This is a genomic window from Paraburkholderia sp. CHISQ3 (genome assembly GCF_030464945.1).
GTDB classification, from domain to species: domain Bacteria; phylum Pseudomonadota; class Gammaproteobacteria; order Burkholderiales; family Burkholderiaceae; genus Paraburkholderia; species Paraburkholderia megapolitana.
Genome location: NZ_JALPRG010000008.1, coordinates 1 through 13040, shown reverse-complemented (window position 1 = coordinate 13040; position 13040 = coordinate 1). Strand labels below are relative to the sequence as shown.

Annotated in this window: 15 protein-coding genes; 6 read left to right on the top strand and 9 right to left on the bottom strand. The window is 58.6% G+C overall.

Annotated features, from left to right (window positions below; all coding sequences use genetic code 11):
- Positions 1 to 15: 15 nt before the first annotated feature.
- Both M0D65_RS19605 and M0D65_RS19600 read left to right on the top strand, forming a co-directional pair.
- Positions 16 to 879 carry an alpha/beta fold hydrolase gene (locus tag M0D65_RS19605; protein ID WP_266254191.1) on the top strand — a complete coding sequence of 288 codons (864 nt, stop codon included), beginning with the start codon at positions 16 to 18 and terminating at the stop codon, positions 877 to 879.
- A 5-nt stretch (positions 880 to 884) separates the two neighbouring features.
- Positions 885 to 1310 (top strand): MarR family winged helix-turn-helix transcriptional regulator, encoded by a 426-nt coding sequence (locus M0D65_RS19600; RefSeq protein WP_266254190.1) that lies wholly within the window; start codon positions 885 to 887, stop codon positions 1308 to 1310.
- Here M0D65_RS19600 and M0D65_RS19595 read toward each other — a convergent pair.
- Positions 1303 to 1842 carry a PadR family transcriptional regulator gene (locus tag M0D65_RS19595; RefSeq protein WP_266254189.1) on the bottom strand — a complete coding sequence of 180 codons (540 nt, stop codon included), beginning with the start codon at positions 1840 to 1842 and terminating at the stop codon, positions 1303 to 1305. The two genes, M0D65_RS19600 and M0D65_RS19595, sit on opposite strands and share 8 nt — an antisense overlap.
- 154 nt (positions 1843 to 1996) lie before the next feature.
- On the opposite strand from M0D65_RS19595, the gene M0D65_RS19590 reads away from it, so the two are divergent.
- On the top strand, positions 1997 to 4018 hold the full coding sequence (locus M0D65_RS19590; RefSeq protein ID WP_266254188.1) for an FAD-dependent oxidoreductase: 2022 nt from the start codon (positions 1997 to 1999) through the stop codon (positions 4016 to 4018).
- Between the two features lie 63 nt (positions 4019 to 4081).
- Positions 4082 to 4543, top strand: a complete 462-nt coding sequence (locus M0D65_RS19585) for a nuclear transport factor 2 family protein (RefSeq protein WP_266254187.1) — start codon at positions 4082 to 4084, stop codon at positions 4541 to 4543.
- Between the two features lie 17 nt (positions 4544 to 4560).
- Here the strand turns inward: M0D65_RS19585 and M0D65_RS19580 are convergent, their stop codons facing one another.
- Entirely contained in the window at positions 4561 to 4869 is a 309-nt protein-coding gene (locus tag M0D65_RS19580) for a HigA family addiction module antitoxin (protein ID WP_091019294.1), read from the bottom strand.
- A 235-nt stretch (positions 4870 to 5104) separates the two neighbouring features.
- On the opposite strand from M0D65_RS19580, the gene dnaN reads away from it, so the two are divergent.
- Together dnaN and M0D65_RS19570 are read left to right on the top strand one after the other, a co-directional pair.
- Complete coding sequence (gene dnaN, locus M0D65_RS19575) at positions 5105 to 6211, top strand: DNA polymerase III subunit beta (RefSeq protein ID WP_266254186.1); 1107 nt, start codon at positions 5105 to 5107, stop codon at positions 6209 to 6211.
- A gap of 62 nt (positions 6212 to 6273) precedes the next feature.
- Positions 6274 to 6816 carry a DUF1566 domain-containing protein gene (locus tag M0D65_RS19570; protein ID WP_266254185.1) on the top strand — a complete coding sequence of 181 codons (543 nt, stop codon included), beginning with the start codon at positions 6274 to 6276 and terminating at the stop codon, positions 6814 to 6816.
- 121 nt (positions 6817 to 6937) lie between these two features.
- Here the strand turns inward: M0D65_RS19570 and M0D65_RS19565 are convergent, their stop codons facing one another.
- The 7 genes from M0D65_RS19565 to M0D65_RS19535 all read right to left on the bottom strand — a co-directional run bounded on the left by M0D65_RS19565 (position 6938) and on the right by M0D65_RS19535 (position 13013).
- Positions 6938 to 8779 carry a VanW family protein gene (locus M0D65_RS19565; protein ID WP_266254184.1) on the bottom strand — a complete coding sequence of 614 codons (1842 nt, stop codon included), beginning with the start codon at positions 8777 to 8779 and terminating at the stop codon, positions 6938 to 6940.
- Positions 8780 to 8810: 31 nt separating this feature from the next.
- Positions 8811 to 9653 (bottom strand): hypothetical protein, encoded by an 843-nt coding sequence (locus tag M0D65_RS19560; protein ID WP_266254183.1) that lies wholly within the window; start codon positions 9651 to 9653, stop codon positions 8811 to 8813.
- Positions 9654 to 9829: 176 nt separating this feature from the next.
- Positions 9830 to 10168 (bottom strand): hypothetical protein, encoded by a 339-nt coding sequence (locus M0D65_RS19555; protein ID WP_266254182.1) that lies wholly within the window; start codon positions 10166 to 10168, stop codon positions 9830 to 9832.
- Between the two features lie 610 nt (positions 10169 to 10778).
- Positions 10779 to 11117, bottom strand: a complete 339-nt coding sequence (locus tag M0D65_RS19550) for a hypothetical protein (RefSeq protein ID WP_266254181.1) — start codon at positions 11115 to 11117, stop codon at positions 10779 to 10781.
- Positions 11114 to 11935: a hypothetical protein gene (locus M0D65_RS19545; protein ID WP_266254180.1), complete on the bottom strand. Its 822-nt coding sequence runs from the start codon at positions 11933 to 11935 to the stop codon at positions 11114 to 11116. Before M0D65_RS19545 ends, M0D65_RS19550 begins: the two co-directional genes overlap by 4 nt.
- A gap of 4 nt (positions 11936 to 11939) precedes the next feature.
- Positions 11940 to 12458, bottom strand: coding sequence for a hypothetical protein (locus tag M0D65_RS19540; RefSeq protein WP_266254179.1), 519 nt, complete (start codon positions 12456 to 12458; stop codon positions 11940 to 11942).
- Positions 12459 to 12527: 69 nt separating this feature from the next.
- On the bottom strand, positions 12528 to 13013 hold the full coding sequence (locus M0D65_RS19535) for a hypothetical protein (RefSeq protein ID WP_266254178.1): 486 nt from the start codon (positions 13011 to 13013) through the stop codon (positions 12528 to 12530).
- Positions 13014 to 13040: the final 27 nt, after the last annotated feature.

Sequence of the window (13040 nt, the reverse complement as noted above, 5' to 3'; positions counted from 1 at the left end):
GCACGAAATATATTTATGTCGACGACTTCTCATCTCGTTCGTTGCTCCGATGGCTTTTTGCTGGACGTGACGACGCATCAGTCCGAACGGACAGCGAAGGCGGTAGTGCAGATCAATCCCGCCACCGCCGTCACTGAGCGCATGTATTTTGCGTTCGCTGAGCATCTCGTCGCCAGTGGGTTCGACGTCGTCACGTATAACTATCGCGGGGTCGGTAAGAAAGGACCACATCCGAAGTCGCTTGAGGCGGGGTTTATGACGTGGGCCGACCAGGATGTCGACGCCGTGACTCAGTGGACCTCGGAGCGATACCGGCCCGTTCCGCATCTGGTGGTTGGTCATAGCTTCGGTGGGCATGCGATCGGCCTGAGCGCGAGTAGTCAATTGCTCTCGGGGGCCGTGATGATCTGCTCGCATGCAGGTTGCCTGCGCTTCATTCGTCCGTGGAGCGAGCGTCTGCGAGTCGCGTTACTTCTCAAGGTATTAGGTCCGCTTTGCGCGCGAACGCTCGGCTTTGCTCCGGGGCGCAAGCTCGGCATTGGGGAAGACCTTCCTGGGCAGATCATGCTCGACTGGTCGCGCTGGACCAGCTTGCCAAGGTACTTTTTCGACGATCCGGCAACACACGCACTCGAACGCTTTCGTCGGCCCAGCCTGCCTATACTGTCGCTGGGCATGAATGACGACCGTTGGGCGCCTGCCGAAGCAATCGATCTCATCGCAGGGCAACTATCGAACTGCCAGGTAGAGCGCCGGCAATTCGGCCCGTCGGACAGTCGCAACCAACCGATCGGACATCTCGGCTTCTTCAAACGACATCATGCCGATACGCTATGGCCCATCGTCACGCAATGGCTGGAACAGCACACATTCGAGTGAAATGAATGCCACTGGATCGTAGATATGTGTTCCTTCTGAACACGGCTCAAAGAGCGCTGCAGCGTTATCTGGACCGGCAAGCCGCCGAGCAGACGGGAATCAGTGTCACGCATGCTGGGGCGTTGTTTGTTCTCCAGCGCGAGGACGGCGCGCTCAGTGGGGAAGTCGCGGCAGCACTGGATATTGCGCCGTCCGCGATGACGGGACTCGCTGACCGGATGGTGAAGGCCGGGTTGATCGAGCGACGTATGGACGAGTTCGACGGAAGAAGCAGTCGGCTATGGCTCACGAAATCCGGCCGTGCTGCGGCGACGCAGGCAAAGAAGCGACTGGGTCCGTTAAACGAAGCGCTGACTGAGGGCTTCGACGACCATGAACTGGATGTTGTCTGCCGGTGGCTCGCCGCCGTACGCGAGCGTTTTCCTAGCTAGGCTTTGATTCGCCCAGTATGTCGATCGCTTCACGAGAAAAATCCACCCAGAACTGTTCCTGCGCAATACCTGCCTTCAGCACCAGATGCTGAAGGCGCGCCGATCGCGACGTAGGGTTCTCCGGGAAATCGCGTGCTTCTATTTCCCGATACACATCGAGCTTCTCCTGATGCAGTGCGAGACGCCGCTCGATCTCCGCCTCCAGCCCAACAGGCCCCACCACCGCTTCTGCGCGCAGCCGCACCATCAATTCGTCGCGAAGCGGCGTCGGGTCATCGCTTTCAGCAATCCAACGGCGCAGTTCCTTTTTACCGGCCGGCAGGATCCGGTAGGCACGCTTGCGACCGCGCCCCGATTCGGCGGGCAATGACTCGACCCAACCCGCGTCCTCCAGCCTCCCCAACTCGCGATAGATCTGCTGATGGGTTGCCTGCCAGAAATAGCCGATCGAACGGTCAAAGCGGTCCGCGAGTTCCGAACCGGAACCGGAACGTTCGGCCAGCGAGGTGAGGAGTGCGTGAGGCAGGGACATGTCGGATCGGATCAGCAAGGGCCACGGGAATACGCGCATCTTGCCATATTGGGGACACAGGATCGTCTCCGGAAAATTTAATGCAACTAGTTGCATTAAAGCAGGCTGCCCGCTAGTATTCGTGCAACTGGTTGCATAGACGGAGACCCTTTCGATGAACCCCTATCCGCATCTGACGATGCCGCTCGAACTCGGCTTCACGAGCCTCAGAAACCGTGTGTTGATGGGCTCGATGCACGTTGGCCTGGAGGAAGCGCCGAACGGTTTCGAGCGCATGGCCGCGTTCTATGCGGAGCGGGCGCGCGGTGAAGTCGGCCTGATCGTCACGGGCGGCATCGCGCCGAACGAACGCGGCAGGCCCGCGCCCGGCGGCGCGATGCTGACGACGGAAGCGGAGGCGGAGCGCCACCGCATCGTCACGCGCGCAGTGCATGCCGAAGGCGGCAAGATCGCCATGCAGATCCTGCATTTCGGCCGCTATGCGTATCACCCCACGCTTGTTGCGCCGAGCGCGCTCAAGGCGCCGATCAATCCGTTCACGCCGCACGCGCTGGATGGCGATGAAGTCGAGCAGACCATCGCTGACTTCGTTCGCTGTGCCGCGCTCGCGCAACATGCGGGCTACGACGGCGTCGAGATCATGGGTTCGGAAGGCTACCTGATCAACGAATTCATCGCGGCGCGCAGCAATCATCGCGAGGACGTGTGGGGCGGTGCTTACGAGAACCGCATTCGCTTTGCCGTCGAGATCGTGCGGCAGGTACGCGAGCGGGTCGGCGCGAACTTCATCGTGATCTACCGGCTGTCGATGCTCGATCTCGTCGAAGGCGGCTCGACGCTTGACGAAGTCATTCAGCTCGCGCAGGCGATCGAGGCGGCCGGCGCAACGATTCTCAACACCGGCATCGGCTGGCACGAGGCGCGTATTCCGACCATCGCCACCAAAGTGCCGCGCGCCGCGTATGCGTGGGTCACGCAGCGGCTGATGGGCAAAGTCGGTATTCCGCTCATCGCGACCAACCGGATCAACACGCCCGAAGTCGCCGAGCAGCTGCTGGCCGATGGCGTGTGCGACATGGTGTCGATGGCGCGACCGTTTCTGGCCGATGCCGCGTTTGTGCTCAAGGCACGGCAAGGGCGCGCCGATGAAATCAACACCTGCATCGGTTGCAATCAGGCGTGTCTGGACCATACGTTCGGCGGGAAGATTACCTCGTGCCTCGTCAATCCGCGCGCGTGCCACGAGACCGAACTCGTCATCGAGCCTGCCACGGCGCGCAAACGGATCGCAGTTGTGGGTGCCGGGCCGGCGGGCCTCAGCTTCTCGATTACGGCCGCTGAACGCGGGCACGACGTGACCCTGTTCGAGGCTGGCGCGGAGATTGGCGGGCAGTTCAACATCGCCAGGAAAATCCCCGGCAAGGAAGAGTTCAATGAGACGCTGCGCTATTTCCGGCGTCAGCTCGAATTGCATCGGGTCGACGTGCGGCTTGGTACGCGCGTTGACGTGCCACAGTTGATCGACGGAAACTTCGACGAGATCGTGCTGGCGACCGGTGTAACGCCTCGTGTGCCGCAGATCGACGGAGTAGACGGTGTGAACGTGCTCAGCTATCTCGACGTGCTGCGTGATGAAAAACCGGTCGGTGCGAATGTTGCCGTGATCGGGGCCGGCGGGATTGGCTTCGATGTTGCCGAATACCTCACGCACGAAGGTGCGAGCGCGAGCGTCGAGCCGGCAAAGTTTTATGCCGAGTGGGGTATCGATACTAGCTATTCGGTGCGCGGCGGCGTTGAAGCGCCGCGCGTCGAAGCCTCGGCGCGCCGTGTGCATCTGCTGCAACGCAAAGCCACCAAAGTCGGCGAGCAACTCGGCAAGACTACCGGCTGGATTCACCGCACATCGCTGAAGGCGCGCCGCGTGGCGATGTCGTCGAACGTCACGTACGAGCGCATCGACGATGCGGGGCTGCATGTGTCTATCGACGGCGAGCCGCAAACCGTCGCGGCCGACCATATCGTGATCTGCGCGGGGCAGGAGCCGCTGCGCGAACTCTACGACGGCTTGCGTGCAGCGGGCTGTGCGGTGCACCTGATCGGTGGGGCCGACGTCGCCGCGGAACTCGACGCGAAGCGGGCGATCCTGCAGGGCACGACGCTCGCAGCGACGCTCTGAAGACCGCGCAGTTTCACTCGATCCATTTCCCCGACTGTCGAATCGACATTCCATCAGGAGAGCATGTTGACTACTACACAGAACCACTCGCCCGCGCCCGCCGGTTTGCATCCGGCCGTGGTGTCGTCGCTCGCAACGTGGCACGCGATGATCGAGCGTCGCGATCTCGGTGGCCTTGGCGCGATCACGCATCCGGACGTCGTGTTCCGTTCGCCGATGGCGTTCTCGCCGTATCACTCGGCAGCGGCGCTGCAACTGGCTTTGACCACCGTGCTTCAGGTGTTCGAAGACTTCACGTACCACCGCCAGCTCGCCTCGGATGACGGCCTGAATGTCGTTCTCGAGTTCAGCGCGCGGGTGGGCGACAAGAACCTCAAGGGGATCGATTTCATCCGCTTCGACGAGGCGGGGAAGATTGTCGAATTCGAAGTGATGGTGCGGCCGCTAAGCGGCCTGCAGGCGCTCGGCGAGCAGATGGGCGCGCGAATCGGACGACCGTTGACCGCGTACAAAGGGCAGGCTTAGGCCGCGTGGCGGTCGATTCAAAATAGCGCCGATTGCGCTGCCGGTACCAGGGGAACCACGTTGAGCTCGTCGAGGCGCACCCGCGCCTTCGCCAGGTCATAGAGCACCTGGCGCTGGAGCCACGTCTCCGCCCCGCCCCCGAATACCTTGTCCAGACGCAGCGCCATCTCCGGCGATATGGCCGCCTTGCCGCCGAGCAGGTTGGTCAGCGCCTGACGGCTGACGCCCAACGCCTGCGCGCCTTCCGTGACCGAGAGATTGAAACGTTCGAGACAGAGCTGGCGGACAGTCACGCCGGGGTGGTCGAGTTCGTCTGCTTTTGGCATGGGCGAGAGATGTTTTCTAAAAACTTCAGCTAGTCAGCGGGGACCTGTACCGCCCCGCACTTGAATACGTGACACAAGTCTAGCCGATTAACGCGCCAACGACAAGTGATGCTTGTCAATTGACTATCGCGTCGTTCACGTCTATTGTCCGACCAGTCGTGCAGTGCTCATGACGTTACTGGTGGTGCAATCGGTGGCGCAATCGCCGCCCCCTCCTTCGTGAAGGAACGCTCCCTTGACTACCCCTATATTCAAAGCCCAACGGGACGTACTCATTCGTCCGCTGCAGGTGATTTGCGGCATTGTAGAAAAGCGCAATACGCTGCCGGTGTTGTCGAATGTGCTGATTTCGACGGGGAGCGACGAGGTTCGTTTCAGGAGTACGGATCTCGAGCTTGAACTCATGGCGAGCGAAGCGATTCAGACCGGGCAAGGAGCCACCGAGTTGCTTGTGAACGCGCGCAAGCTGCTCGATGTTGTGCGTGCGATGCCGGATGCCGAGCTGACGCTTTCGACTAACGAAAAACATCTGTTCGTTCGCGCGGAGGGAAGTCGCATACAGCTGCATCTGGCGAACCCCGACGACTATCCGCTCGCGGCGCGCAATGCAGACGACTCAGAGCCGGTCTCGGTGAAAGCCGGCGAGTTGCGACGTTTGCTCCACAGCATCCACTTCGCAATGGGCGACAACGATCTGCGTTACTTTCTGAATGGCGCTCTTCTCATTACCGGGCCACGTCTGACTGCCGTTGCCATCGACGGGCATCGTCTTGCCACTGCGAGCATTGCCCTCGTAGGGGACGCGAAACACAGCGAGATCATCGTGCCCCGGAAAGCCGTCCTCGAGTTGATCAGGCTGTTGCCCGACGATGAATCGCCGGTATCCGTAGAGACGTCGACGCGGTATGCGAAATTCGAATTCGCGAATGTGTCTTTTGCCTGCAAGCTTATCGAAGGAAGATACCCTGATTACACGCGTGTCATTCCCACTAGTTTCGAAGCGGAATTCTCTGTGGACAGGCAGCAACTCCTAGCATGCCTGCAACGCGCAGTGATTCTGACCAACGAGCGATTTCGAAGCATTCGCTGCGTTGCAGGCAGCGGCAAGCTGACTGTGTTCGCCAGCAACGCCGACAACGAAGAGTCCGTCGAGGCGATTGAGATCGACTACCTTGGGACGAATGTGGAGCTAAGCTTCAACATTCGATATCTGCTCGATGTGGCGAGTACGTTGAAGACGAACCGGTTGAATTTTCAGTTGAGCCCGGCGAATCTTAGTGCGTTGATCTCCGCGCAGGATATGGGGGATTTCAAATACGTTGTCATGGCGCTGCGGAATTGACGTGGTCGTACATTGGAATCTTTAACCACCTCGTGAGACCGGAAGTGACAAATCGACGAGTCGTGTGGCTTCTCCTGTTTCTGCTTGCAGGCATTTTGGCGGCAAGCTCCCGTAGCTTTGCTGAACCGGCGAACCAGTTGATCGATGGCCGTTATCTGATTCAGAGTGACGGCGCCACGGTCAAGGACACGCAAACGGGACTGACGTGGATGCGTTGTAGCGTAGGCCAGAAATGGGACGGTGTGGATTGTCAGGGTCGGCCGGAGCGACTCACCCTGTCTGATGCAATGACGCGCGCGGCGGATTTCAATAGTGGCAATGGTTACGCTGGAGACACGAAATGGCGCGTGCCGACCAGCGATGAACTGGGAAAGCTGCTCATCTGCTTCCATGACGCGGAGGCTGTGGTGCAGGCGAACTGTCGCACGCAGACTCCTGGTACGGGAGTGGCAGGCATAGCGTTTCCGGGCATCCCGGATCGGGCCTACTGGACTGCGTCCCATTCGTCCGATGGCAGTCCGGTGAGCATTCTGTTCGACACAACTCCTATATATGGCTTTTCGGACGCTAACGAAGGCCTGTATTTGAGGCTCGTCAGGCAATGATGGCGACGAAGGAAAAGCCTGATGTATTCGTTTCTGCATTCTGAACGCGATGCGGGTGTCGGCAAGAATCCGAAATTAGTCCTCGGCAGCGGCCGCTTGAAGGAGCCAACGATCCCACGGATTACTTCGACGCTACCACTGTGCAGTTGTCTGGTTGTTCGAACAGCACGGCAAGCAACGCAACCCGTAGAGCAGCGGCATCACCTGAAGGAACCTCAGTGACGCCGTGCACACGGCTCAATCCGCACTCAGGTGTAGCGATCACCGGCACACCCGCGGCAAGCGCGCGCAATGCAGCACGCGGTGCATGTTCGACGTAGGCGGGCAACACGGCGACGCGCACGTGCTGCGCCCAGTCGCTGCGATAGCCGGAGTACTCGACATCGATACCGCGCCATAGCGTTGCATCGTCGGACGGTGTACCGAGGATGCGCAAGCGGCACGGCAAACCGCGCAGCGCGTCGGCCAGTTCATAGGCACCCTTACGCGCCAGCGCACTGGCGACAAAGACGACTAGCAGCCGACTACCGGCTTCGCGATGAGCATCGTGTGGCGACGACTGTATCGCCGGCAGATGCCAGTCGAGTTCAACGACTTCTGGCGCCTCCATCGCACGCATGAACGATGCGACGTCCGCATGCGGCGTGACGATCCGGCGCGCGTGACGCAATGCCGCGAGTTCGGCCCGCGCAACGAACGGATCGACGCGAAAATCGCGCAAGCTTTCCGCGCCGCTCGAAACATTCGATGTAGTCGCGCGATCAAGACGCCGTTCGATTTCCGCCATCGGTAGTGCCGGCATCAATACGTCGTACGTGCGGCCGCCCAACACACCTGCGAGTTGCAGATGCGGCAGCAATGCCTGGTCGATCAGCAGTTCCGTGTGTTCGACGCGCAGTTGCTGCGCATACGCTTGCGCGAGCCACCGTTGGCCGGCGATCAGGCTCGCCTGACGGCGCCCCTGGCGTCGCGCGCACAGACGTTGCCAGATCGTGCGTCGCACGCTTGTTGCGTAGAGACGAAGTAGACGCAGATCTTCAGACGGCGGCCCCCAATCCGGAGCTGCCGGTTTGCGCCAGAAGCGGGCCGGCACCGGTGTATAGCGGTCGGCCGTTGAGTGATGTCCGGCGATGTATTGCGCGAACTCCGGCGTCCACGCATCCAGCAGCAGCGCGCATCGCCCCTGCACGTTACGCAGGACCGGCCGATGGCGAAAGCATGCGGTTTCGTCGCAGGTGAGGCAGTTGCGAGCGGCCGCTGGAGCCGGTTCGATTCTCTGCCACGCGCGGGGCGACGGTGAAGCAGCCCGAGCATGCGCGCCCGCTTCACCGCGAAGACGCAGCACGAACTCGCGATCGGTCAGCTCGATCTCGATACGCCACGCAGCGGGGCTGCGTACCCGCAGATCGACGTAGTTCCAGAATACGGTCGCGTCGATATCCGCATGACCTGTGGCATCCGCGCGATGCAGGCGAACGGAGTGACCGTGCCGCTCGACGAGTTCCAGACCGGCACGCTGCGCGCACGTGGCAAGCGCGTTGGTGATCTGGCAGAGGCCTCCGCCGATTGTCGGCACAACGCAACCCGCTCGCACTTCGCGACCCACCACATAGCCGCGTGAAGCGAGCGGTCGTCCGACTTGCTGCCAGAAGCTGAGACAGCCACCGGCAGGCACGACGACGGAATCGAGCGCGGCGCGTGCGACCCGCAGGTTCTGCACTTTTCCCGCGATCAGGGCGAAGTCTTGGTCATGTCCGTTGCTCCACAGTGGCTCGCGCACTTCCGCTAGCAGCGCGGCATCGGCGAGTGTGTCGCTAGCAGGCCAACGACGCAGCGACGGATCACGCAGGTTGCACCAGATCTGCCGCAGACGCAGCCCCCACGCACGTACCCAGAACGCCGCCGCGTCGCGACGAGTCGGTGTTTGCCACGATGCGGGCGTGAGTGGAGGGGGTGAATTCATTCAAGGTGCGGCGAGGCGAACGCCTCGGGATTCAGGTCGTGCCCAGAAGTGTGCTGGCGAAACGGCGATACACCCATGCAGAACACGCAGCGCCTAACGCGATTGCGAAAAGTACCCATAGGGCTTCTACGACCGACAGACAAACCAGGATTGAATCTCCTATCCCGTAGCCGAGCAGAATCGCGATAGATACTCCCTTGAATACGGCATATACGATCAAGATCACAAACATCGGTAGGCCAGTCAGCAGATAAGTCAGTGCGATCTTCCAGACATGACCTCTGGTATCGCGCCATGCGGCGCGCCACAACACTCGCCCTCCGGTGGCCACATGACACAACAGCACGCTGAGCCTGATCGAGACCAACAGGCCGATAACGAACAGTGGCAGCAAGACTGCAGACCAGGCGAGATCGGTGCCGTGGTCCGCGAGGAAACCTTGATCCGTAGATCTACCGAGCGACAGCATGAGCACCAACGCGTTAAAGCCAGCGCCCGTAGCAACCACAAAGAGAAGCCAGAGCAGCAGACTCAAGCCGATGAATTTCCAGAACGGCTTGTTGAAGAAAACCGCAGACCTGGCGGCATCGGCGCCGAGAACGGTGTATCGCTGGACCTGCATCGATAAACCGGCGAAAGCACAAAGCTGGGTGAGGGAAAGTATCCCGGTCAGCAGGTAAATGGCCCATGTTCCATAGGCCGCTATGGCCATCACCTCTGGTGACGAGACAAAAAGCGTCAACGCGTTTTGCACGTAGCTAGCCATCAACAGAAGAATAAATATGATGAAGACGACCAGAGGCCTGCAGCGAAGCGCTGATGCTGCGTCTTTCCAGGCACCTGTGAAGCATCGTCCGATCGTTATTGATTCCATCGTGGTCCCCAATTCGTGGCGCTGGTTGGTGCCGGGTGGTGCTCTTTGTGTGTTTGTTGTTTGCTATCTGTGTCGGTGTCGGCCAGTGTGTGCGCGTCGGCGCGCCGGTCATCGCCTTGCCAGTGATGAGTGGGTCGGGGATTTGACGCTGTTCGTTCGCTCGTTCGTTCGTTCGTTTAAATCGACGAGAATACGACGGTTGGGATTTCGTCGATGTGCGTGAAGCTGCGAAAGAACCTGTATGTTCTGCCGCCGATTTCAATCAGGTTCGGTCCCGCCTGCGTCGCGTCGAGGATTTCGGTTGCGAGCGTTGCTGAAATCGTTCCGCGTCGCTTTAGGTCCTCCCGTGGGCCTGATGGGTCGCCTATGTAGAGCGTGGCAGTGTCGGGGGCGTGACGCATTATGGCCAGGCTCGCGCCTGCGTCGAGTGATAGCTCGAGATACTCCGCTAATGTTCGCAGCGCCTCAGACACGGGGGTCTGCTGGTTGGTGTTCGCCCCGGATGCGTTTGTCATGTGGTTCTCCGTCGGGTTGGAGGGCTGCTGGGGGTAGTTTAGCTGACTGGCCGGGGTGGTAGTTGTACTTGCGTCAGCGGTCCGCGTCGGGAGGTATCGATTTTGTTAGACCTTCGCACCGCCTTTATTGCATCGAATCGTCCGAGCGACCCTCTGCGTTTGCCGTTGATCGTCCGCAGTAGCAAGACGCCTACGTGCTGCGTTGTCATTGAGCGGTGACATCACAGCCAACACGCTTCGGCGCACTCGCGCTGATGACCCTCACCAGTGCGGCATGATCCGGTGCCTCCTCCTGCGGGCGGGCAGTCTCCATGTCTCAGATTTCGATTTTTGCTGTCCCTTCGAGTCGCCCCCCCGTCTGGTCTCCCCGGCGGAATTCGCAGGTAGTGCACTGCATCGCTCTGGTTTGTGAACACAAACACGCCGGATCGTTGCGAGCGACCGGGAAACCACTTCGTCGATGCGTCGTCTTCTGTAAACCAGACGTCCGACCCGATAGTTTCATCGTCGTAGTCGACCGCGTACTGTGCCATTGGAGTATCGCAACAGGCATCTAGTCGAATCCCTCAAACGCTATCCTGCGCCGACTAACCTCCAAAAAAGGCTTAACTCATGGTCCGGCCTGATAATTCAGTAGCGGAAGTAAAAAAAGACACAATGCAATCAACGTGAGAACAATCGTAATAACAGCCCTGACCCAAAGCACGCCCTTGTTGAAGCGTTCTCCGTGAATCGCAAAGATCACCGAAGCAGTGAGACTCGCGAGTGCAAACGGAAACATCGCGATGCCAGCGACGCCATTCCCTGCCGCATCATAGAAGTTTAAATACTTGAAACCCATCATATTCTTGATATCGTCAAAATTTCGGATATCGGAAGCAATGAAAACAAATAAAACAATTGCGATTGCCAGCAGGCAAAAAAATAGAAAATCGACTCTTGATTTCATGGCAAATTATTGAATTCCATAAAATTCCATTGCAACGGAATAGACATATCAATCCATGTCTGCCCGCTATCCAACTTCCCATTCAAAGTGAGATTTTGATATCTCCACTTTCCATAATTCAGAATGTAACTCCCATTCTGAACGGGCACACCGTAATAATCCGGACTGGTCGGAGAATCAGCACTTGCAGGACGCCCCAGAAAAATCTTTGCAAGATGTCCACCAACGTATCGTAAGCCAGTGTCGGCACCACTAGACGGGAAATTGCCCTGAAGAATGTCTATTTCGTTGCTGCTTTTCGACACGACCACCTGAACATGTGAATGTGTATGCTTTAGAAATATATCTCCAGGCAAAACAGCGAGCTTGTCGGAGAGCGTAATGCAATTTTTTGGCATGTCGTACGCGGCATAGGCCGTTTTGACATCATTCAAAAAACCTCGAATGGTTGGTGGTGAGGGTTTATATTCGGATTTATAGTTGCGATCTATGTTGGCGAAGACTGCTGCATCTGTCTTGAGTTTGACCGGCAACAAATTCTCACTCGCAAAACGAACCAATACCTCCAGCGCAAAATCCTCGCATGTGTATGGCTCGCTCTTCACGTCCTTGTATGTCATACCAAAAGATTCTGGTATAACTACATCGGTCGTTGTCTTTTCGCTTTGTATCTGTCTGGCAATAGAAGGCGCTTCTTTATGGTAACGAGCTATCCATTCATCATCCCATGTATTCTCGTACAACCAATACACCTTCCATCTGGCAATGACCGGTTTTGTATCGGTGGACGGCGTGGTAGTTCCGCTTGCGAGTTCCATCCCCTTATACTCCTTTACCTAAATCCAAGACTAATTTCACACCCCTGACTCCATCCGTGGTCAATTTCTCCGTAATCCCATGGGCGGTCGTGTTGCCCTTGATGATCTCTCCTGCCTCAGATTGGAGGCAGTAGCGAAGGCCCTCAATCGGACTTCCATCACTGTTCAATAGCAGAAAATGTTGATCGTGGACGTTTTGCGAAGTTGACGATTGGGCCGCTCCCTCACCGTCCATCGTCATTGTGTAATTCCTGGTGGCCTCGAAGACAGGGGGAGGATCGCAGTTGCAGATATTAATATCACCACTCAACGCCCACATTTTGCCGTTTTCAGTCGCGCCGGGCAGGCGTGGACCAGACGGGCAAATAAAACCCTCCTTCTTGCACGTGTGGCAATACGTCTTCATGTAGACCGTGGCAAGTTCGAGTTCCGCCCCACCCTCAGAATAGGTGTTTCCGGGCAAGCCTTCGGTGATCACGGCCTCATCTGCCTTGTCGCCTTTACAAAGGAATGTACGTGTCATTGTCGGTGATGTATTCCATATCATCTTGCGAGGCAAGGCACTGGCAAATTGCGCGATCCCAACGGAATCTTAGTTTCGTTCCTTGCCGTTCACGCGCATCTGCCCTTCGAGCCAGGCCGACGGAACTTCGCGTAGCAACGGGTCGCCCCATTTCAGCGGTGTCCAGGTCTTGCCGGCATCCTGTGAGCGGACGATCAACGGCCCGGCCGCCAGCGGTAGCGTGCTATCTATCGCAGCAAGCCAGATGACATCGTCATTTGCGACGTAGGCGCTGACCAGTTCAGAAATCGTCGAGGGCAACTTGGCGTCGGTCCAATGCTCGCCATCCCCGGAACGTAGTAGCGTGTTCAGGTTGGACCCAACGATCCACCAGCGCCCAACCGGCGACCATCCGAGTTCGACAAGATAGTCAGGATTGCCCAGATCCGTCGTGGACAAGACGCGACAGTTGCCCTGCGAGATCCGAATAGCCCCGTAGCGGGTATCCGCGGGCTGCTCGCCGGGCAACGTGACCAGCGCGACCAGCGTGTTGATGTCCGCGCAGAACTGACCCACTAGAGCCGCAAATTTTCATCGAATTTT